Source organism: Alteribacter lacisalsi (assembly GCF_003226345.1).
Lineage (GTDB): Bacteria > Bacillota > Bacilli > Bacillales > Salisediminibacteriaceae > Alteribacter > Alteribacter lacisalsi.
On sequence record NZ_PDOF01000001.1, the window covers coordinates 273,981 to 294,038 of the forward strand.

Below are 20,058 nucleotides of genomic sequence, written 5' to 3' on the forward strand. Positions count from 1 at the left end.
GATATGAAGAGGCTCGTTTTAATCGGAGGAGGCCACGCCAATCTCGGTGTAATCCGGAGGCTGGGTAGGGAACGCCCGGAACAAGTCAGGTGCATTCTCATTTCGGCAGACGATTTTCAGTATTATTCAGGGATGTTTTCCGGTTATTCAGAAGGGCTTTATAACAAAGAGGAGCTCCGGATTGACCTGGCTGACTTCTGCAGGCGAAACGGTGCTGACTTTATCTGTGCGAAAGCAGAGTTCATTGACCGCCATGCGCGGCAGGTTATGACCACCAGCGGGCCGGCAGCCTATGATTTTGTGAGCATCAATACAGGTTCCCTCGTCAAAACGGAAGTACCTGGAGCGAGCAGGTATTCCCTGAGCGTAAAGCCCAGCTATATATTTCCGGACGCGGTACAGAGACTTCGGGAAGCGGCGAATCCGGTTATTGCAGGAGGCGGAGCTGCCGGGGTGGAGCTCGCTTTTTCACTTGCCGCTTGGCGTAAGAGCCATGGATATTACGGTCAGGGTGTGACGCTGCTTACGAAAGGAACTGTCCTTGGCGGCCACAAAAGCGGTGCCCGTAAAGTTCGTGACCTGATGAAAAAAAAACAGATCCGGCTTCTTGAGCATACTGGTGCAGAGGAAGTGGCCGATGGATCAGTTGTAACGGGAAGCGGGGCAGTCTCCTATAGTGAGCTGCTCTGGCTGACGGGACCGAAAGCAGGAGACTTTGCAGTGAACAGTGCACTTACATCAGACAGACAAGGGTTCCTGCTCGTTACCGACACGCTTCAGGCAGTTAACGATCCGGATGTTTTCGGAGCAGGAGACTGCGCGACCATGATGTCGTACCCGGAGCTTCCGAAGAATGGTGTGTATGCTGTCCGGCAGGCCGGAATTCTTTATGACAATATTCTGGCCCGTGCAAAGGGGAAGACTCTCTCCCGGTTCCGTCCGCAGAAGCGGTATCTGGCCATTTTGTCTACCGGAGGAAAAACAGGTCTTTGCCTGTACGGAAAAGCAGCTCTTCAAGGAAAATGGGCTTGGAAACTGAAAAGCCGGATTGACCGCAAATTTATGAAAACCATGCGCTGCTGAGAGGAGCGGTTCCCAGTTTGTCTAAAAAGAAAATCATCCTTTATTCCTGCCTGGCTGGAGTCATTGCCTTTCTCTTCTATATAAACCGAAACGCAGTGCAGGTGAGTACGGATGATATCCGTACGTGGATCCTGTCATTCGGCTGGTTCAGCCCGGTAGTTTACATTCTTCTATACACAGTTCGTCCGCTCGTTCTATTTCCGGCCTCCGTGCTTTCCATTGCAGGAGGGCTTGCTTTCGGTCCTTTCTATGGAACTGTTTATACTCTGATCGGTGCGACTGGAAGCGCAGCCTCCGCTTTTATTACAGCCAGGGTTCTTGGAAAGAATATTGCGGGCAAAGAGTGGAAGGGACGGTACAGTCAAATTCAAAAGCAGCTGGAAGAAAGAGGTTTCTTTTACGTGCTCCTTTTGCGTATCATTCCGGTCTTTAACTTTGACCTGATCAGTTATGCTTCCGGGATCTCCAAAGTCCGGTTTTCCCCTTTTGTTACAGCGACAGCCATAGGAATGGTCCCGGGCGTTTTTGCTTATACCTATCTTGGCTCGAGTCTTGTGGACGGAGGCACGGGGACCTGGGTTTTTGCGGGCAGTCTGTTTCTGATTGTCATCCTCGTTCCGGTATTTTTCAGGGGGAAAGTGAAGCGGATGCTTGGGATGGGGAAGAAGGACACTACAAAGAGGGAGGAGGAAAATGATGAAAAAATATGATCTGATTGTCATAGGCGGAGGTTCAGGGGGGCTGACGGCAGCCATCGGTTCTGCCCAGTTCGGCGCCAGAGTTGCACTTATTGAGAAAGATGACGAACCGGGAGGAGACTGTCTTCACTACGGATGCGTCCCTTCGAAAACCTATATTAAAGCGGCAAAGGAAATTTATCATGCCCGCCTGGCAGCCGGGACATACGGCTTCTCCCTTGGAGGAAAGACAGATTTTTCTGTTGTTAAGAAGCGGGTGAAGGAAGCGATCTCAGAAATCCAGCCCCACGACAGCCGGGAGCGTCTGAGATCCCTCGGCATTGATGAGTACAAAGGTTTTGCTTCGTTCAGGTCAAAGCATGAAGTCTCCATTGACGGGAGTGAGACCATTTACGGGAAACGAATTGTGATTGCCACCGGTTCAAGGCCGGCGATTCCTCCAATTGAGGGGATTGAGCATATTCCCTACTATACAAATGAAACGATTTTTGACATTGAGGAAGTGCCAGACAGTCTGGTCGTAATCGGGGCGGGACCGGTGGGAATTGAACTCGCCCAGGCCATGTCAAGGCTCGGGGCGGATGTGACAGTGGTGGATCACTCCCCGGACCTGATGGCTCAGGAAGAATGGGAAATACGGGAACGGGCGAGAGAGAAGTTAACTGAAGAGATCCGTTTTATTTTCTCAGCCCGTATTGTGGAAGTGAAAAAAGACGGTGGCACACTTTATTTGATGGCGGAAGACGAGGATCACGGGACATCCGTGCTTGAATGCGATGCCCTATTGATCGCTGCTGGAAGAAAGCCGAACGTGGAAAATTTAAACCTTGAACATGCTGAGGTGAAGGTGGAAGACGGCAGGATTGAGGTGAACGGTAAAATGCAGACAAGCATGAAAAACATTTTTGCCTGCGGGGACGTGACCGGGGACTATCCATTTACCCATGCAGCCGGTATGGAGGGCAAAAGTATCGTGGCAAATGCCATCTTCGGCCTGCGCCGCCATACGGATTACACTCATTTTGCATACGTTATTTATACTGACCCCGAAGTATTTCATCTCGGTCTGACTGAAAAGCAGGCAAGAGATCAGTATCAGGACGAAATTCATGTCTATAAGGTAAAAGGCGAAGATGTGGACCGCTTCGTTGCGGAGAGAGACAAGGATGCGTTTATGAAAATCATTACGGATAAAAAGGGCGTGATTGTTGGCGCCCATGCGATCGGAACTTCGGCAGGTGACTGGATGCAGCAGGTGATTTTCGCCAAGCAGCACGGGCATAAGCTTAAGGATATCTCTAGTGTGGTTCATCCGTATCCAGCCCGTGCAGAAATTGTTTCAAAAGCAGCAGACGAATATTGGCGCAGGCGCCTTTTTACCGGCACCATCCCCAAAATCACCAGAAAATACATTAAGTGGTTCAGATAGGGGTTGACCCGCAAGGTAAGCTTTACCACCTTGCGGGTCAACCCCTGACGCATCGAGCGGAGCCGCTTCCCGGTCTTGGCAGTGTGACCGGTGAAATTCCGGTCACACCGAAGCGTGCGGAGCCGATGCAAAAATAAAAGAAAGCCGAGGCAAGGTAAGCTTTACCACCTTGCGGGTCAACCCCTGACGCATCGAGCGGAGCCGCTTCCCGGTCTTGGCAGTGTGACCGGTGAAATTCCGGTCACACCGAAGCGTGCGGAGCCGATGCAAAAATAAAAGAAAGCCTAGGCAAGGTAAGCTTTACCACCTTGCGGGTCAACCCCTGACGCATCGAGCGGAGCCGCTTCCCGGTCTTGGCAGTGTGACCGGTGAAATTCCGGTCACACCGAAGCGTGCGGAGCCGATGCAAAAATAAAAGAAAGCCTAGGCAAGGTAAGCTTTACCACCTTGCGGGTCAACCCCTGACGCATCGAGCGAAGCCGCTTCCCGGTCTTGGCAGTGTGACCGGTGAAATTCCGGTCACACCGAAGCGTGCGGAGCCGATGCAATAATAAAAGAAAGCCGAGGCAAGGTAAGCTTTACCACCTTGCGGGTCAACACTCAAAAGCAAACCCGCTAGGGAACCTCACTCTCCCTGCGGGATTCATAATCAATTCATTTTCTTAAGCAGTTCCTTTACGGGACTATGCCATTCAATTTTTGCATGGGGGTACCGGATCGAAATTTCCTTTTCGATAAAAAGAAAGTCAGTCTTACTCAGACCTTTAAGCTTGTCTTTTTCATCAGTCCAGACGGAAACGGAAGTCACCTCAAACGAATCATCGATTGTTCCAAGGTACTTTTCTCCTTCAAACATCACATAGCGGTATGTCAGCAGGAAGTTCCGGCGTACGTTTTCCTGATCGTCAAGAAAGTGAAACCCGCCCCGGCTGTGGGCCATTTCAAGCTTCCGCCGAGGATCAAGAATGTACTTTATAACACTGAAGACAAGTATACCAACAGCGATCAGGAGCAGGATACGAAATAAAATCACAGTCAACATCAGCGTTCTCTCCCTCTATTTAAAACGTAAATTCTACTTGCAGACCGATCCCTGACCGGGGGCTGCCAGGACGCTTTTGTATTGTTTACGAGCCGGTGCCGGAAAAGTTTCAAAATAAATGTGATTTAGGTTAATTACTGAAAAAGGAGTATCTATAATATGAACTTTACCCGATTATTTGAAATGCAAAAAGCTCTTGATGCCCATATTGAACATTCAAGAGGGTTAAAATCGGAAAACCTTCTCGAAAGAAAAATTCTCGCTTTTCACGTGGAAGCAGGGGAGTTGGCAAATGAGACCCGCTGCTTTAAGTTCTGGAGCAGTAAAGCCCCATCCTCGCGGTCCGTCATTCTGGAGGAGTATGTGGACGGAATCCATTTCCTCCTTTCCATAGGAATCGAACTTGGCTTTGACGACGAAGCCGCTTACGCGTTTCCTGAACCAGCTGAAGAAAAAGGGGAGGACCTGGTAAAACGCTTCATCACAGTCACTGAAGCACTGGAAGAGGTGCGAAGGCACAAGTCAAAGAATGCCTATAAACAACTGTTTGAAAGCTGTACTGCCCTCGGAAGCGCACTCGGTTTTTCAGGTAATGATGTGGAACAGGCGTATCTTGAAAAAAATGAAGTGAATTACGAGCGCCAGCGGAAAGGCTACTAAAGCCCTGAAGATTGTCCCATACAGGAAAACGCGTTATACTTGTTGTTGGAAAGATACATAATTTTTCAACAATAAACAGGAGGTACATACGATGGATCAGACATTACAAATGCTCAAAGAGCTTACAGACGCCAATGGCATTCCGGGAAACGAGCGTGAAGCCAGAGAAGTTATGAAGAAACATATTGCTCCTTTCGCCGACGAGGTGGAAACAGACGGGCTGGGGAGCCTGATTGCCAAAAAGACAGGGACGGTTTCTGACGGTCCTAAAGTCATGGTAGCCGGCCACCTGGATGAAATCGGCTTTATGGTTACAAATATTGATGATAACGGATTTCTGAAATTCCAGACTGTAGGCGGATGGTGGGAACAGGTGATGCTTGCCCAGCGCGTCACTGTGATGACCAAAGAAGGGAACGTTCCGGGTGTCATCGGTTCAAAGCCGCCGCACATCCTGCCTCCGGAAGTTCGGAAAAAGAGTGTGGACAAAAAAGATATGTACATCGATATCGGTGCATCCAGCCGTGAAGAAGCAGAGGAGTTCGGCGTTCGCCCGGGAGACTCCGTTGTGCCGGTATGCGAGTTTACCGTGTTAAAAAACGAAAAGCTTCTCATGGCAAAAGCATGGGATAACCGTATTGGCTGTGCCATTGCAATTGATGTACTCCGCCGTCTGAAAGACGAAGATCACCCGAACACGGTTTACGGTGTTGGGACGGTTCAGGAGGAAGTCGGCCTGCGCGGTGCCCGGACATCCGCCCACCACATTCAGCCGGATATCGGCTTTGGTGTCGACGTTGGTATTGCCGGTGATACGCCTGGTGTATCCGACAAAGATGCTCTTGCAAAAATGGGGAAAGGCCCGCAGATCATTATGTATGATGCATCCATGGTGAGTCATAAAGGACTGCGCGACTTTGTCACCGGTACAGCAGATGAAAAAGAAATCCCGTACCAATTTGATTATGTACCAGGCGGTGGAACTGATTCCGGTGCGATCCACCTGACGGCTAACGGTGTACCTGCCCTTTCCATTACCATTGCGACCCGCTATATCCATACACATGCAGGTATCCTTCACCGCGATGACTACGAAAATGCAGTGAAGCTGATTGTGGAAGTCATCAAAAAGCTTGACCGCAACACAGTAAACAAAATTACGTTTGAATAAAAATCATTTATTTCCTGATTATTCCTATTCCCACTAAACGGAATGAAACGAAACCGGTTTGCTTTCTGATACGTCATTGAGCGAAATTATTTTCCATGAGCGTCTGAATCAAATAAAATGTTACTTTTCGTAAAACTGATTTTGAAGCGTAGGGCGGCGACTCCAGCGGGAAAAGCAATGACTGAAGACCCCACAGGGCGGTTTTCCCGAGGAGGCTGAGGCATTGCCCGCGGAAAGCGTCCGCCTGGAACGAAACAAACCAACAGTCTTTCCAAAAAGCTCGTTCTGCAAATAACGTTGAAAAATAATCATGAAATAAACAAAACAAAAGGCCGGATGCTTCGCGCACCGGCCTTTTGTCTACTTTTGAAGTCCCTGTGAAATCTGCTGGACTACCTGCTGTTTTTCCTGCTCGCTGGCGTTCTGCCAGTAAACTTCGAACATCACACCAAGGCCCGGAAGCATTTTTTCCTCGTTACTCTGAATGGCATCCTGAATAGTAGCTTCTACTTTCTGCTCATCACTGCCCTGGATATTGTCCATAATTGCACCGCGCAGATTAAAACTCATCAAGATCATCCTTTCTTCAGGTTAATCACGAAACCGCCGTCGCATTTTGGATGGAGTCTCATTTGTAGTATGATAAGTTCAGCAGAAATTTATGTATAATTGAGCATGCCCGGCAGAGTGGCCGGTAAAGGAGAAGATCATGGAACGAATTGAATCACCTAAAAACGGCAAAGTAAAAGCGTGGAAAAAACTGCATACAAAGAGGGGGCGTGAAAAAAGCGGCCTCTTTTTCATCGAAGGCAGGCATCTGATTGAAGAAGCACTCAAAGCAAATGTGCCTTTTAAGGAACTCATTATCCGTGAAGATGAAGAGATGCCGAAAGAGTGGAAGGCGGCAGATGTAAAACCGGTGGAAGTCACCTCGCGCGTCATGAAAGAGATCTGCGATACAGAAACGCCTCAGGGATTTGCTGCCATATGTGAACTGCCGGAGAACCGGAATATACCGCTGGAAAAAGGACAATTCCTCCTGCTTGACCGCATCCAGGATCCCGGTAACCTCGGTACGATCATCAGAACTGCCCACGCTGCTGGCATTTCCGGGCTGATTTTATCAGAAGGAACGGCTGATCCCTATAACAGCAAGGTACTGCGCTCCACTCAGGGGTCGGTTTTTCACATGCCGGTACAGAAGATGGATCTTGCTGAAGCCGTTACCCTCTGTCAGGAGAATAAGGTGCCTGTGTTTGGGACTTCCCTGCAGGGGAGCACATACTCGGCAATCGAACCTCAGCAGGATTTTGCCCTGATCCTCGGAAACGAAGGTCAGGGAATTGAGGAAGACCTTCTCAGTCAGACAGACCAGAATGTGTATATCCCCCTTTACGGTGATGCTGAGTCCCTAAACGTGAGTGTGGCATGCGGGATTCTTGTTTATCATCTCAAGCAGGTATAAACACGCATGGCGCGGGCGATGATGGAGATAAAAGTCCTGTTTGCACCGCGCCTGAAAACAGGATATAATAAAGCGTACATTTGAAACAGTATAAAAAGCAATGACGAAGAGCAGTAAGCTGAGCGTCAGCATGCAGGGAGAAAATGCCTTAGACTGAAAGCATTTTTATGCGTGACACAGCTGAATTCACTTCCGAGCCGGCACCGGAACGCAGACACGGTTTCTGCTAAGGCTGCCCGGACTTTTGTCCGTTACAATGCATGAGTGAGCACGCGTTTTTACGCGGCTAATCAGGGTGGTACCGCGAGTCTTCGTCCCTATTTTCAGGGAGAAGGCTCTTTTTTATGCCTTTTTCCCTGCACCGGGCAAAGGCAGACAAATGTAAAACCAGCTGTATGTTAAGCCGGAATGCCTGGAGGTTTTCACAAGAAAGCAGCCGGCATGACAGTTATTAAAAGGAGGAATACAGATGATTGACCGTTTAGAAGAACTGCAGGCAGAAGCGCTGGAAAAAGTCAGTCAGGCAGAGGAACTGAAAGACCTGAAGGATGTCCGGGTTGCCTATCTCGGAAAGAAAGGACCAATCACAGAAGTTCTTAAGGGCATGGGAAAGCTGTCCAATGAAGAACGTCCCAAAGTGGGGCAGAAGGCAAATGAGGTTCGAGACGCCATAAAAGATGCTATTGAAGTGAAGGAAGCCCGCCTTGAAAAAGAGGCTCTCGATCAGAAGCTTAAGGAAGAAAGCATTGATGTCACGCTTCCCGGCCGTTCTGTCCGCCGTGGCAACCGTCACCCGCTTACGAGCGTAACGGAAACGCTTGAGGATATTTTCATTGGCATGGGCTTCTCTATTGCTGAAGGACCTGAAGTGGAAACCGATTACTACAACTTTGAATCCCTGAATCTCCCTAAGGATCATCCGGCACGTGATATGCAGGATACCTTCTTTATTACACCTGATCTGCTGCTGCGCACTCAGACATCCCCGGTTCAGACCCGGACGATGGAAAAGCATGAAGGCCAGGGGCCGGTCAAAATCATCTGTCCTGGGAAAGTGTACCGCCGTGATGAAGACGATGCTACCCACTCCCACCAGTTTATGCAGATCGAGGGACTGATGGTGGATAAGAACATCCGCATGAGCGACCTCAAAGGTGTTCTTGAAACGTTTGTGAAAAATTACTTCGGTGAAGAAAGGGAGATTCGTCTGCGACCAAGCTTCTTCCCGTTTACAGAGCCGTCGGCTGAACTTGATATTTCCTGTGCGATCTGTCATGGGGAAGGGTGCCGGACGTGTAAGCAGACGGGCTGGATTGAAGTGCTGGGTACGGGAATGGTCCATCCAAACGTGCTGCGTATGGGCGGATTCGACCCGGAAGTCTACTCCGGATTTGCATTTGGAATGGGCGTTGAACGTCTTGCCATGCTCCGTTACGGCATCGACGACATCCGCCACTTCTACACAAATGACGTACGTTTCCTTTCACAGTTTAAGTAAAAGATTTATTAAAGAATGGAACGCAAGGAGGCGCCTCCTTATGGAAAAGCGAGAGAAACAAGACCTGGGTAAAGCGGCCTTCTGCAGAGAATACAGCAAGGAAAAATGATCTGTGTGACTAAACACAGAACAAGGAGGAGATCTCGTGCTTGTATCCTATAACTGGTTAAAAGAATATTTAAATATTGATGATTACACCCCGGCGCAGATCGCTGAGAAACTCACCAGAAGCGGTGTGGAAGTGGACATTCTTCACGAGCTTAATCAGGGAATCAGCGGCGTTGTGGTAGGTCACGTACTGGAATGTGAACAGCACCCGGACGCCGATAAACTGAAGGTGTGCCAGGTTGACGTGGGAGAAGAGGAAAATGTCCAGATTGTCTGCGGCGCCAAAAACGTCGGCAAGGGGCAGTACGTGCCAGTAGCGAAAGTGGGAGCACGCTTACCCGGTGACTTTAAGATTAAAAAAGCAAAACTTCGCGGTCAGGTTTCTCAGGGGATGATTTGTTCCCTTCAGGAACTCGGCTACGAAGGAAAGCTCGTTTCAAAGAGCTATTCAGAAGGAATCTTTGTTTTTCCTAACGAAGTCAGACCTGGTGCGGACGCTCTTGAAGAACTTAATCTGAACGACACTGTTCTTGAACTGGACCTCACCCCAAACCGCTCGGACTGCCTGAGTATGATCGGCACCGCCAATGAAGTAGGGGCTATTTTAAACCGGGAACCTAAACTTCCTGTCTCCCGTGTGCATGCAGGAGCAGAAAAAGCGACTGACTATGTGAGCGTTAAAGTAGACGACAGTGAGGACACACCTTACTACGGTGCAACGATTATCCGCAATGTAAAGATAAGTGAATCGCCGCTCTGGCTTCAGACCCGTCTGATGGCTGCCGGCGTTCGTCCGATCAACAACGTGGTCGACATTACAAACTTCGTGCTTCTGGAGTACGGACAGCCGCTTCATGCGTTCGACTTCGATCGTCTCGGCTCACGTGAAATTCTCGTCCGACGTGCCCGAAATGAAGAAAAAATCGTGACACTCGATGATCAGGAGCGGATCCTTTCTGATGATCATCTGGTCATTACCAATGGCGATGTGCCGGTTGCGCTCGCAGGTGTGATGGGGGGAGCCGATTCTGAAGTGCACGGTGAAACAACAACCATTCTTCTGGAAGCTGCCGTGTTTCACGGTTCTGTCATCCGCAGGGCTGCTAAAGACACTGGCCTTCGTAGTGATGCCAGCACCCGTTTTGAAAAAGGTGTAGATGCATCCCGGGTGACTGAAGCCGCTAGACGGGCAGCATCACTTATGGCAGAGCTTGCCGGTGGTGAAATTCTGGAAGGCGTGGCAGAAGTGGATGAGCGCGATGAAAGCAGAACCCGTGTTGAACTGAATCTCGAACGCCTGAACGGCAGACTTGGAACGTCACTTACTGATGAAACAGTTTCAGACATTCTTCACCGCCTGGATTTCACGTTCACTAAAAATGCACGAGGCTTTAATGTAGAGGTCCCAAAACGCCGCCCGGATATTACAATCGAAGTGGATCTGATCGAGGAAGTTGCCCGTCTGTACGGCTATGATAATATTCCTACGACACTTCCTGATTCTGTGACAACGCCCGGCGGGCTTACGAAAAGACAGGTGCTTAAACGCCGGAGCCGTCGTTACCTGGAAAGTGCCGGGCTGAACGAAGCGATCACATACGCCCTTACAACACGGGAAAAAGAAACTTCCGTCCGCCCTGGATATATTACACACGATGTAAAGCTTGCTCTGCCAATGAGTGAGGACAGAAGCACCCTTCGCACAACACTTGTGCCGCACCTTCTGGATGCTTTAAGCCACAACCGGAACCGCAACAGCCACGATGTGGCGCTATATGAATTATCATCCGTGTTTCACACCAGTGTGGCAGACCTGGAATTTCAGCCTGATGAAAAACTTCACCTTGCCGGCGCACTTACAGGGACTTGGCACGAACACCCTTGGCAGCAGGAGAAAAAGCAGGTCGATTTCTTTGTCGTTAAGGGTCTCGTCGAGGGGCTTATTGAAGAGCTTGACACAGACGGAGAACTGGTATTCGAACAGGATGAAATCGAGGGAATGCACCCTGGCCGCGGCGCTAGGGTCATCGTTGGTGGCCGTAATGCAGGCTTCCTTGCCCAGCTTCATCCGGCTTTGGCAAAAGAATGGTCCCTTAAGGAAGTGTACGTGTATGAACTCGACTTTGATGTTCTCACAGAAAATACAAAAGGGGATGTCCGTTACGAGCCGATTCCGCGCTTCCCGTCAATTGATCGTGACATTGCCCTTGTGGTAGATGAAAAAGTCTCAGCGGGCCGTATTGAAGCAGTGATCCGCGAAGAGGGCGGTCACCTGCTCCGTGACGTTAAGCTGTTTGATTTGTACGAAGGAGAGAATCTCGACAGAGGAAAGAAATCCGTTGCTTTTGCTCTCCGCTATCTCGATCCGGAGCGGACCCTTACAGATGACGATGTAAGTACAGTCCATAACCGTGTCGTAGAAGCACTCGAAGAAAAACTTGGTGCAGTTCTGAGAAGCTAGCATTCAGGTGCATTAGAAAAGCCTTGAGGATCATTGCGGTCTTCAAGGCTTTTTGTATTGAGCAGGTACATCTGATTACGCTACTTCCCAATGAAACTTTTGACAAATGCTATGTGGCTTGTGTAGTCATATGCCTTGTAAATAGACTGGGAAAGCCGGATCGGGTCTCCGAAGAAAAAGCGCTCGTACAGAGTCTGGCGTGTTCCGAAATGACTCATGCATAAATCCGAGGCAAGGCTGAACAGGTGCACTTTTTCCCGTCCGTTAATTCCGTATCCTTTCAGGTATCGCTCAATTTCTGGCCCGATAGCGGAGTCGAACTGGGCTTCATCAGGCAGGCAGACTAAACCGCTGCCCCCGAGCTGCTGAACAATCTCGGTAAACCGCTGATAAGCATTTTGAAACATAGATACGGCTACGTAAAGCGGGCCGGCAGCGGGAACGAGAACGCCTCTTTCATCATAGAAAGCTTCCTGTTCCGAACGAGCGAGCAATGCCCGCGCACATTCCAGTCCGCAGACGATTTCTGTTACTTTCAGCTGCACATGCTCGTATTCACTGATGTTAATCGTCTCAACGATAAGCTGTGCCAGTCCGAGAATAAACTCAGTCTTGATGATCTGGCGCGAGACGATCTGGTGGAGGGTGAAGGGGGCGAAATGGCTTTTCCTGAAAAAATCGTTGGCTATACTATTGTTTTCATAGTAAAAAACCCGGTCCCAGGGGACGAGCACATTATGAAAGAATACGACACTGTCCATTTCTTCAAACCGGCTGCTGAGAGGGGCATCAAAATGGCTGTCCTTTTCAGCGAAGGATTTTCTGCAGACAAAGGTCAGCCCGTCAGCATCTGTCGGGATTGAAAAGGCATAAGCCTCTGATTGATCGGTCATTCCGGGGGGCGAGTAAACGATGATTTCATCTGTCATACCGCCCTGAGTGGCGAGTATTTTCGCTCCATTTACGACGATGCCCTGGCCTGTCGTCTGTGTAATTCTCGCATTGGGCTGATCCTCTTCGAGAAATGCCAAAGAGCCCCGGTTGTTCTGGGGATTAATAAAAGTGTGGGTAAAAGAAAGATCCTGCTCTGTTGCCTTGTTGTAAAGCTTCACGATGTTTTCGGGGAAACAATTGTCCTCGTTCTCAAGGAGGTGCACAGAACTTCGGAACGCAGCAAGAACGGTGTTCATATAATCTGGCGTCCTCCCCATCAGACCTGCTGTCTGCCGTGCCCATAACTGCACCATTTCACGTTTTTTCTTAAGGTCCTCAGGGCTTATCGGAATCATAAAGGATGTACCAAATGAACGCCCTTTTTTATCGGCATGAATCAGTACGTCTTTATGCTCTGGCATTTTTTGCAGATCATATAGTGCCGCCTGGCTGTTCACCGCGCCTTTAAAGGCCGGGTGACTTGAAATAGGGACTTCAGCAACTTTTCCACCGATCCAGATGCTGGACTTCAGCCGGTCGATTCTGTTCCTGTATTCCGTTCCTGATCTCACAGGCATCATCTACACCCCATTCTTTTCTCAGTAATTATTTTAGTCTATGAGCGATTGGGCTCCTGGTTCCCCGCATATGCCATTTAATGGGGCAAATAATGGGGCAAAAAAATTCTCCCGCCTGAGCCTTCAGGCGGGAGAAAGTAACTTACCGCACGAGCCGTGCGGCTTTTTCAGTATTGGCAAAATGTATTTTCGTGCAGCTTCGGAGTTTTTCCCGTCCCTTGTCCCGGATGATTGCTGCAGCTGCCTGATCGACTTTCGGTCCGGCTCCTTTCGGTACCGGCATTCCGAGCTCCGCTTCAAGCCGGTCCATCTCCCGCAGGAAGGCAAAACGGGCGATGACCGAGGCAGCAGCGACGGCTACATGGAGAGATTCTCCCTTGGTTGCAAAATAAAGAGGAATGCTCTGATCCCACTTGTGGCCGCTCTGGCGCAGGTAGTTAAAATAAACACCCGGCTGGCAGAACTGATCAATAAACGCACCTTCTGGTTCAAGCTCCAGTCCAGCACACTTTTTCAAGACGTTTATGATTGCCTGGTGATGCATCATCGCCTTCATCCGTCCCTGATTCCAGCCTTTTTCCTGGAGAGCGTTATACTTTGTGTTCGAAAGGGTAAGAAGACTGTAGGTGGAATGTTTCACAATCTCAGGAGCCAGTTCCCTGATGACAGGGTCTTTTATTGTTTTGGAATCCCTGATGCCCATGGGTTCCACTTCCTTCATCTGTGCAGGCGTCAGGTATGCGCACGCGACAGTGACGGGGCCGAAGAAATCACCAGTGCCGGCTTCATCACTCCCGAGCAGGGACCGGGCAGGGAGCCGTTCCGCGGGCGGGGCATAGTCATGACTATCCACAGAGGCCTTCCCATGCGAAGAGGGGCTTTTTTTCTTTGGTTCAGATCCGGAAGCACCCTCACTTTTCCAACGTGAGGCTTCGGATTCCGCGCCGCTTCCCTGGAAAAGTACTTTTCCTGATCGGTATGCCGTGACCGTGCAGCTGCCTGTACGTGCGGCAAAAAGGGCGTGCTGCGGAGGCTTTCCGGTGCTGACAGACTTGTAGTACTCGTTCATTTTATGTAATAGCTGATCATTAACTTTCAGTACTTCGTGGCTCATAGCGGCCTCCTTTTAAAATTGAAACTACGTAAGAGTATAATCAAACCTGAGCCAAACGTCACGTCCCCTCTGAACTTTTACTTGAAATATTTTCATTCATGAATCATCATGTTATGATAGTCTTTAGGATTATTATGGCGAATGGGGGCTTGTCGGTGGGAGACGGGACGGGAAAAAGTCGAACAATCGTTACAATCTATGGACAGCAGTACACAATCGTCGGTAAAGAGAGCTCCGACCACGTCAGGAAAGTTGCTGCCCTTGTCAATCATAAAATGAAAGAAATAAAAGGGAGCAATCCCTATCTGGACACAGGAAAGCTGGCTGTTCTGGCCGCTTTAAATATAGGAGATGAGCTTGTAAAGCTCAAGGAGAATACAAAAAAAGAGAAAGACGGGGAATAAATTACATGTTGAGTCTGATTCTATTTATCGTTTTACTTATGAGTTTTCTAATTGGATTCAGGCGGGGCCTGATTCTCCAACTGGTTCATCTGCTCGGTTTTGTCGTTGCTTTTCTTGTAGCGTGGTTTTACTACCAGGAGCTTGCGGCATACATAAGACTGTGGATTCCATTTCCGACCTTCGGAAACGATCTCATGCTTGAAGCCTTCTCGGCAGAAGAAGTTTATTATAATGGGATTGCGTTTGCCATCTTGTTCTTTGCTGTGAAAATTCTGATGCAGATTATTGGATCGATGTTTGACTTTCTTGCACATCTGCCAATTCTGTCTACGATTAACGGATGGCTCGGCGGCATTCTCGGGTTCCTCGAAGGGCTCCTGATTGTCGTCATTCTTGTCCACCTTGCGGCCATTATACAGATTGATTTTCTGCAGCAGATGCTTCAGAATTCAACTGTCGCACAGCTGATCTTTGACTACACACCGGTCATATCAAACCAGTTGAAAGAGTTATGGCTTGATGTGGCTTCAGGAGAGACTTCCTTTTTTTCGTAAAGGGAAGTCTTTTCTTTTGCCCGGGAAATGCCCGGTCGACTGATTAGTTGCGGGACAGTACCGGGATTGGATAAGATGAAAAGGTGAACAGGCAATAATCAACGCTCTTTTCGTAACTTGGAAAACAACGGAAAACGAAAGAGGTGACGGCACATGGCCGCTTATAATAAAAAGGAAATCATCCAGACACTTGAACATATTGCAGTCTACCTTGAGATTAAAGGAGAGAACGCTTTTCGCGTATCCGCCTACCGCAAAGCTGCGCAGGCTCTTGAGCGCGATGAACGTACAATTGATGAGATCGGTGACCCGTCAAAACTGAAAGGAATCGGAAAAGGGACCGCTTCAATAATTACAGAACTGAGGGAAGACGGACGTTCTTCTTTTCTTGATGAATTGAAAGAGGAAATTCCATCGGGTCTTATTACCCTTCTGTCCCTTCCCGGGATGGGCGGTAAAAAGATCGGGAAGCTTTATAAGGAGCTTGGTGTAGAAGACGCAGCAGGACTCCGGAAAGCCTGTGAAGAGAAAAAGGTACAGAATCTTGCCGGGTTCGGTGCGAAAACCGAAGAAAAAATCCTGAAAGCTCTGGATGACTTCGGCAAGCGCCCTGATCGTCTTCCGATTGCGCATGTCATGACTGCAGTGGAGGACATCACAGGCAGACTGAATGAATTTACCGGAATAAATCGTTTTGAGCTTGCAGGCAGTTTCAGGCGCGGACGCGAAACGGTAAAAGATTTGGACTTTATCATTTCCACATTTAAGCCGGAAGAAGTCGGTTCTCAGATTACAATGATGGATAATATCGAAACGATTGTAAGTAACGGGGAGACGAAAATCAGCCTGGAGCTTGCTTACCCGGAAGGACTTATTGTTCCTGTGGACTTCCGTATGGTTGAAGATGATGCCTTTGCAACAACTCTGCATCATTTTACCGGATCAAAGGATCACAACGTGCTCATGCGTCAGCGGGCGAAGGAAAAAAGCGAGAAGATCAGTGAATATGGTGTGGAGTCGGCTGAAACAGGAGAAGTAATTACCTTTAAGGATGAACCTGCATTCTTTGCTCACTTCAATCTTCCGTACATCCCGCCTGAAGTGCGTGAGGGTTATGACGAACTTGAAACAAAAGAAGCTGACCTTGCGCTGGTGGAAACCGGGGACATCAAAGCAGATCTTCATATGCACACCACCTGGAGTGATGGGGCCCAGTCGATCAAGGAAATGGTGGAAGCCAACCGAGAACGGGGCTATACCCATATGGCCATTACCGATCACTCCAAATTTCTCCGGGTTGCCAATGGCCTGAATGAAGAAAGATTGAAACGTCAGCACGAGGAAATTCGTAAATTGAATGAAGAGTACAGTGATTTTACAATATTGACCGGGATTGAAATGGATATTTTACCGGACGGATCCCTTGATTTTGCCGATGACATCCTTAAGGAAACGGATTTCGTAATTGCCTCGATTCACTCTGCATTTAAGCAGGACGAAGAGACGATCATGAAGCGGCTGGAAACTGCGATGCACAATCCATACGTGGCCATGATCGCCCATCCGACCGGACGTCTGATTGGCAGACGTGACGGCTATCAAGTTGATATGGACCGGCTGATTCAGACAGCAGCCAAAACTGATACTATTCTGGAGCTGAACGCAAACCCGAACCGCCTGGATCTCGCGTCCGAGTACGTCAGGAAAGCGCAGGAACAAGGTGTGAAAATCGGAATCAATACAGATGCCCACCGCTTCGATATGCTCACACATATGCCGGTGGGAGTCAAAGCCGCCCGCCGGGGCTGGCTGAAAAAAGATACAGTTGTGAACACGTGGGATGTTGAAACACTTATTACGTTTTTAAACAGAAATCGCTGATGTAAACAGGAGGTGCTCCCTTCTATGAAGAGGGTTTGCCGGATTTTAGAATATGAAAAGATGAAAAAGCAGCTAATGCAGCACGCTGGTTCCTCACTTGGAAAAAAGCGTGTGGAGAGGCTTATGCCTGTGACAGATCTGGAAGAAGTCAGGCTTGCACAGAAGGCCACGTATGAAGGAGCGAAGATTCTAAGGCTGAAGGGACAGGCTCCACTCGGCGGGATCCGTGATATACGTGCCTCCATTAAACGTGCAGCAATCGGGGGAATGCTTAACGAGCAGGAACTTCTCGATATTGCCTCTACAATATATGGAAGCCGCCGATTTAAGCAGTTTATCGAGCAGTGTGAGGAGGACGAACTGAATGTGCCCCTTCTGGCGGAACTTGCGGCTTCGTATGTGCCGCTTACGGACCTCGAGCGGACGATAAAGCAGTCGATTGATGAAAACGGGGAAATGCTCGATTCTGCCAGCAGTCAGCTAAGAACCGTCCGCCAGCAGATCAGAAGCCACGAATCAGCGATTCGATCCAAACTTGAAAACATTACCCGGTCCTCTTCTGCCCGTAAAATGCTGTCTGATGCTATCATCACGATCCGTAACGATCGTTACGTAATCCCGGTTAAGCAGGAGTACAGAGGCCAGTTTGGCGGCCTCGTCCATGACCAGAGCTCATCCGGTGCCACGCTTTTCATCGAGCCGGATGCGGTAGTGTCGATTAACAACCAGCTCAGGGAAGCCCGGGTTAAGGAGCGTCAGGAGATTGAAAGAATTCTTCATGAACTTACAGCTGAAACGGCAGAGAATGGAGACGAGCTTACTCTTGTAGTCGATGCCATGGAGGAAGCGGACTTCATTTTTGCTAAGGCTTATTACAGCAGGGAAATAAAAGGGACACAGCCTTCATTGAACGAAGAGGGAAGGCTCGAGTTTAAAAAAGCGCGTCACCCGCTGATTCCCTCAGATGAAATTGTACCAATCGATGTTGAATTGGGCGGCTCGTTCCAGTCCCTCGTCATTACGGGTCCGAACACAGGGGGAAAAACGGTTACGCTGAAGACAATCGGACTGCTGACACTTATGGCTCAGTCAGGCCTGCATATTCCATGTGAGGAAGGCTCTGAGGCCGCTGTGTTTAAGAAGATCTTCGCAGACATTGGAGATGAGCAGTCTATTGAACAAAGCTTAAGTACGTTCAGTTCCCATATGACCAACATCGTCAGCATACTTGATGATCTGGATCACGAAAGTCTCGTTCTTTTTGACGAACTTGGAGCCGGAACAGACCCGACTGAAGGGGCGGCACTGGCAATTTCCATTCTCGACTATGTGTATAAGGTCGGTGCCCGTGTGGCCGCGACGACGCACTATAGTGAGCTGAAGGGTTATGCCTACAACAGGGAAGGCGTCATAAATGCCAGTGTAGAGTTCGATGTGGAAACGCTGCGTCCGACATACAGGCTTATGATCGGAGTGCCTGGGCGGAGTAATGCCTTTGCGATCAGCCGCCGCCTGGGATTGAGACAGGATGTAATTGAAGAAGCCCAGAGCCAAATCGGTGCGGATACAAATAAAATCGAAAACATGATTGCCTCTCTCGATGACAGCCGGAAGCAGGCAGAGCGGGAAATGGAAGAAACGGCCCGCCACCGCAGGGAAGCCGAACGTCTTCACAGAGAACTGGAAAGTGAAATGGACCGTTTTGAGCAGGAAAAAGAACGGGCAATGGAGCAGGCGGAACAGAAAGCAAAAGAAGCTGTGCAAAAAGCGAAGCAGGAAGCGGAGGAGATTATCGAGTACCTCCGGGAAGTCCAGAAATCGAATCCTGCCATCAAGGATCACGAGCTTATTGAAGCGAAGAAGATGCTTGATGAAGCTTCTCCTGAACTGAGAACCGGCAAGAAACCGAAAAAGCAGAAGAAGACAGCCGGTGTGGAGGCTGATAAACTGATGCCAGGTGACGAAGTAAAGGTGATCAGCTTTGACCAGAAAGGCCACATTGTGGAGAAAGTGAGCGACAAGGAGTTTTACGTTCAGCTCGGGATGATGAAAATGAAAGTGAAAACCGCCGATCTTCAGTACCTTTCCAGACCGAAGCAGGAACAGAAAACACCCCTCGCGGCTGTGAGGGGAAAGGATGCTCACGTGAAATCGGAACTGGACCTTCGGGGAGAGCGTTTTGAAGACGCCATGCTCCTGGTGGATAAGTATCTGGACGATGCCCTGTTAGCAGGATATCATCAGGTGTCGATCATTCACGGCAAAGGAACAGGCGCCCTCCGTAAAGGCGTCCAGGAAAAACTGAAACGGCACAGAAACGTGACGGCAACGAGAATGGGCGGTATGAACGAGGGCGGGTCCGGCGTTACCGTAGCAGAACTGAAGTAGGGAGTTTTGTTCATGAACGCAATCTTTGAGCATGATTTTATCTATACAGCCGGAATTTACAGTGTCGTGGTCATGGCCATCATTGTTTTTCTTGCCGTTTTTGAAGTGGTCACCCGCTACTCTGCCTGGGAGGAAATCAAAAAGGGCAACACAGCTGTGGCGATGGCTACCGGCGGAAAGATCTTCGGTGTGGCGAACGTCTTCCGCCATTCCATTCAGGCAAACGATACGGTCCTCATGATGCTTGCCTGGGGGGCATACGGCTTTGTTCTTCTCTTATTCGTGTATTTTATTTTTGAATTTCTTACCCCGAAATTTAAAGTGGATGAGGAATTGAAACGGGGGAACCGGGCCGTAGGGCTCATTTCCTTCATTCTGGCTGCGGCTCTATCCTATGTGATTGGGGCAAGCATCCGACATTAATTGTGCAATAAAGCAGGTGAATACGGATGGAAACATTGTGGAAAGTTCTGGCTGTGCTCTGTGGCGGCTTTATTATTGCGGGCTTTGTGTATGTGTTTTTTTTCAGCTGATTTTAAGCTTCGGTCCTTACAATGCCCGGTGCAGCAGGTTCTAAGGGGACGGCCATTG

17 protein-coding genes and 1 other annotated feature are annotated in these 20,058 nt (G+C 49.2%); of the genes, 13 read left to right on the top strand and 4 right to left on the bottom strand.

What is annotated here, in order from left to right; translation table 11 throughout:
- Nucleotides 1-3 precede the first annotated feature (3 nt).
- Genes CR205_RS01270 through CR205_RS01280 form a run of 3 tightly spaced genes read left to right on the top strand, consistent with a single transcriptional unit; the run spans nucleotide 4 to nucleotide 3,210 of the window.
- Nucleotides 4-1,083, top strand: a complete 1,080-nt coding sequence (locus CR205_RS01270) for an FAD-dependent oxidoreductase (protein WP_110516167.1) — start codon at nucleotides 4-6, stop codon at nucleotides 1,081-1,083.
- Nucleotides 1,084-1,100: 17 nt separating this feature from the next.
- A complete protein-coding gene (locus CR205_RS01275; protein ID WP_110516169.1) occupies nucleotides 1,101-1,793 on the top strand; it encodes a TVP38/TMEM64 family protein in 693 nt (230 codons plus the stop codon).
- Nucleotides 1,777-3,210, top strand: coding sequence for a dihydrolipoyl dehydrogenase family protein (locus CR205_RS01280; protein ID WP_236634674.1), 1,434 nt, complete (start codon nucleotides 1,777-1,779; stop codon nucleotides 3,208-3,210). Before CR205_RS01275 ends, CR205_RS01280 begins: the two co-directional genes overlap by 17 nt.
- 649 nt (nucleotides 3,211-3,859) lie before the next feature.
- Here the strand turns inward: CR205_RS01280 and CR205_RS01285 are convergent.
- Nucleotides 3,860-4,252, bottom strand: coding sequence for a sigma-w pathway protein ysdB (locus CR205_RS01285; protein WP_110516173.1), 393 nt, complete (start codon nucleotides 4,250-4,252; stop codon nucleotides 3,860-3,862).
- 159 nt (nucleotides 4,253-4,411) lie between these two features.
- On the opposite strand from CR205_RS01285, the gene CR205_RS01290 reads away from it, so the two are divergent.
- Together CR205_RS01290 and CR205_RS01295 are read left to right on the top strand one after the other, a co-directional pair.
- Complete coding sequence (locus tag CR205_RS01290) at nucleotides 4,412-4,912, top strand: dUTP diphosphatase (RefSeq protein ID WP_110516175.1); 501 nt, start codon at nucleotides 4,412-4,414, stop codon at nucleotides 4,910-4,912.
- A 91-nt stretch (nucleotides 4,913-5,003) separates the two neighbouring features.
- The gene (locus tag CR205_RS01295; RefSeq protein ID WP_110516176.1) at nucleotides 5,004-6,083 is read left to right on the top strand and encodes a M42 family metallopeptidase; all 1,080 of its coding nucleotides are present in this window, start codon (nucleotides 5,004-5,006) and stop codon (nucleotides 6,081-6,083) included.
- 360 nt (nucleotides 6,084-6,443) lie between these two features.
- Here the strand turns inward: CR205_RS01295 and sspI are convergent, their stop codons facing one another.
- Complete coding sequence (gene sspI / locus CR205_RS01300) at nucleotides 6,444-6,653, bottom strand: small acid-soluble spore protein SspI (protein ID WP_110516179.1); 210 nt, start codon at nucleotides 6,651-6,653, stop codon at nucleotides 6,444-6,446.
- A gap of 139 nt (nucleotides 6,654-6,792) precedes the next feature.
- Between sspI and CR205_RS01305 the strand changes: the two genes are divergently transcribed.
- The 3 genes from CR205_RS01305 to pheT all read left to right on the top strand — a co-directional run bounded on the left by CR205_RS01305 (nucleotide 6,793) and on the right by pheT (nucleotide 11,615).
- Nucleotides 6,793-7,548, top strand: a complete 756-nt coding sequence (locus tag CR205_RS01305) for a TrmH family RNA methyltransferase (RefSeq protein ID WP_110516181.1) — start codon at nucleotides 6,793-6,795, stop codon at nucleotides 7,546-7,548.
- Between the two features lie 91 nt (nucleotides 7,549-7,639).
- Nucleotides 7,640-7,870: a binding site (T-box leader), on the top strand.
- A 147-nt stretch (nucleotides 7,871-8,017) separates the two neighbouring features.
- Nucleotides 8,018-9,046, top strand: coding sequence for a phenylalanine--tRNA ligase subunit alpha (gene pheS, locus CR205_RS01310; protein WP_110516183.1), 1,029 nt, complete (start codon nucleotides 8,018-8,020; stop codon nucleotides 9,044-9,046).
- 145 nt (nucleotides 9,047-9,191) lie between these two features.
- A complete protein-coding gene (gene pheT / locus CR205_RS01315; RefSeq protein ID WP_110516185.1) occupies nucleotides 9,192-11,615 on the top strand; it encodes a phenylalanine--tRNA ligase subunit beta in 2,424 nt (807 codons plus the stop codon).
- An 80-nt stretch (nucleotides 11,616-11,695) separates the two neighbouring features.
- On the opposite strand, the gene CR205_RS01320 is transcribed toward pheT, so the two are convergent.
- Complete coding sequence (locus tag CR205_RS01320; protein ID WP_110516187.1) at nucleotides 11,696-13,126, bottom strand: 4-hydroxyphenylacetate 3-hydroxylase family protein; 1,431 nt, start codon at nucleotides 13,124-13,126, stop codon at nucleotides 11,696-11,698.
- Between the two features lie 142 nt (nucleotides 13,127-13,268).
- Nucleotides 13,269-14,240, bottom strand: coding sequence for a ribonuclease HIII (rnhC, locus tag CR205_RS01325; protein ID WP_110516189.1), 972 nt, complete (start codon nucleotides 14,238-14,240; stop codon nucleotides 13,269-13,271).
- A 134-nt stretch (nucleotides 14,241-14,374) separates the two neighbouring features.
- On the opposite strand from rnhC, the gene zapA reads away from it, so the two are divergent.
- From zapA to CR205_RS01350, 5 genes are all read left to right on the top strand, one after another.
- Entirely contained in the window at nucleotides 14,375-14,644 is a 270-nt protein-coding gene (zapA, locus tag CR205_RS01330) for a cell division protein ZapA (RefSeq protein ID WP_110516192.1), read from the top strand.
- A 5-nt stretch (nucleotides 14,645-14,649) separates the two neighbouring features.
- Nucleotides 14,650-15,198 (top strand): CvpA family protein, encoded by a 549-nt coding sequence (locus tag CR205_RS01335; protein WP_110516194.1) that lies wholly within the window; start codon nucleotides 14,650-14,652, stop codon nucleotides 15,196-15,198.
- Between the two features lie 153 nt (nucleotides 15,199-15,351).
- Entirely contained in the window at nucleotides 15,352-17,079 is a 1,728-nt protein-coding gene (gene polX, locus CR205_RS01340) for a DNA polymerase/3'-5' exonuclease PolX (protein ID WP_110516196.1), read from the top strand.
- A 24-nt stretch (nucleotides 17,080-17,103) separates the two neighbouring features.
- Nucleotides 17,104-19,467 carry an endonuclease MutS2 gene (locus CR205_RS01345; protein WP_110516198.1) on the top strand — a complete coding sequence of 788 codons (2,364 nt, stop codon included), beginning with the start codon at nucleotides 17,104-17,106 and terminating at the stop codon, nucleotides 19,465-19,467.
- Nucleotides 19,468-19,479: 12 nt separating this feature from the next.
- Nucleotides 19,480-19,890 carry a DUF350 domain-containing protein gene (locus tag CR205_RS01350; RefSeq protein WP_110516200.1) on the top strand — a complete coding sequence of 137 codons (411 nt, stop codon included), beginning with the start codon at nucleotides 19,480-19,482 and terminating at the stop codon, nucleotides 19,888-19,890.
- The last annotated feature ends 168 nt before the right edge of the window (nucleotides 19,891-20,058 follow it).

Excerpts from the sequence above, each read along its gene's own strand:
- CR205_RS01270 (WP_110516167.1), top strand. The coding sequence starts at position 4 with ATGAAGAGGCTCGTTTTAATCGGAGGAGGCCACGCCAATCTCGGTGTA.
- CR205_RS01280 (WP_236634674.1), top strand. The coding sequence starts at position 1,777 with ATGATGAAAAAATATGATCTGATTGTCATAGGCGGAGGTTCAGGGGGG.
- CR205_RS01285 (WP_110516173.1), bottom strand. The coding sequence starts at position 4,252 with ATGTTGACTGTGATTTTATTTCGTATCCTGCTCCTGATCGCTGTTGGT.
- CR205_RS01290 (WP_110516175.1), top strand. The coding sequence starts at position 4,412 with ATGAACTTTACCCGATTATTTGAAATGCAAAAAGCTCTTGATGCCCAT.
- CR205_RS01295 (WP_110516176.1), top strand. The coding sequence starts at position 5,004 with ATGGATCAGACATTACAAATGCTCAAAGAGCTTACAGACGCCAATGGC.
- sspI (WP_110516179.1), bottom strand. The coding sequence starts at position 6,653 with ATGAGTTTTAATCTGCGCGGTGCAATTATGGACAATATCCAGGGCAGT.
- CR205_RS01305 (WP_110516181.1), top strand. The coding sequence starts at position 6,793 with ATGGAACGAATTGAATCACCTAAAAACGGCAAAGTAAAAGCGTGGAAA.
- pheS (WP_110516183.1), top strand. The coding sequence starts at position 8,018 with ATGATTGACCGTTTAGAAGAACTGCAGGCAGAAGCGCTGGAAAAAGTC.
- CR205_RS01320 (WP_110516187.1), bottom strand. The coding sequence starts at position 13,126 with ATGCCTGTGAGATCAGGAACGGAATACAGGAACAGAATCGACCGGCTG.
- rnhC (WP_110516189.1), bottom strand. The coding sequence starts at position 14,240 with ATGAGCCACGAAGTACTGAAAGTTAATGATCAGCTATTACATAAAATG.
- zapA (WP_110516192.1), top strand. The coding sequence starts at position 14,375 with ATGGCGAATGGGGGCTTGTCGGTGGGAGACGGGACGGGAAAAAGTCGA.
- CR205_RS01335 (WP_110516194.1), top strand. The coding sequence starts at position 14,650 with ATGTTGAGTCTGATTCTATTTATCGTTTTACTTATGAGTTTTCTAATT.
- polX (WP_110516196.1), top strand. The coding sequence starts at position 15,352 with ATGGCCGCTTATAATAAAAAGGAAATCATCCAGACACTTGAACATATT.
- CR205_RS01345 (WP_110516198.1), top strand. The coding sequence starts at position 17,104 with ATGAAGAGGGTTTGCCGGATTTTAGAATATGAAAAGATGAAAAAGCAG.
- CR205_RS01350 (WP_110516200.1), top strand. The coding sequence starts at position 19,480 with ATGAACGCAATCTTTGAGCATGATTTTATCTATACAGCCGGAATTTAC.